General features: G+C 50.4%; 1 protein-coding gene. It reads right to left on the reverse strand.

Translation table 11 applies throughout. The annotated features are described in order from the left end of the window. Nucleotides 1–39: 39 nt before the first annotated feature. The coding region (locus tag R0J87_RS23170; RefSeq protein ID WP_498889305.1) for a hypothetical protein at nt 40–248 on the reverse strand (209 nt) is incomplete at its 5' end.

Consider the following 248-nt stretch of genomic DNA (forward strand, 5'->3'; position numbering starts at 1 on the left):
CTGAGAAAGACGTGCCGGGTTTCGGCACGTCTTTCTTTTTTAAGTGGTCGGCTTTTCGCCTGTGAGGACAACTTCAGTGGCGCCAGTTTCCTTGGATTGCTTAAAACTCACGGCCCATAGTAATAGCGAGATGCCAGCCATGACGAGAACCGAGACAATTACCACCGGCTGAACGGTGGCTAGTTCTGATGCCAAGCCGATGATCGCCGTGACAATAATTACTAACACCGCTTCTACCAAGCTAAAGG

The organism is Halomonas sp. SIMBA_159 (assembly GCF_046536035.1).
GTDB classification, from domain to species: Bacteria; Pseudomonadota; Gammaproteobacteria; order Pseudomonadales; family Halomonadaceae; genus Vreelandella; species Vreelandella venusta_A.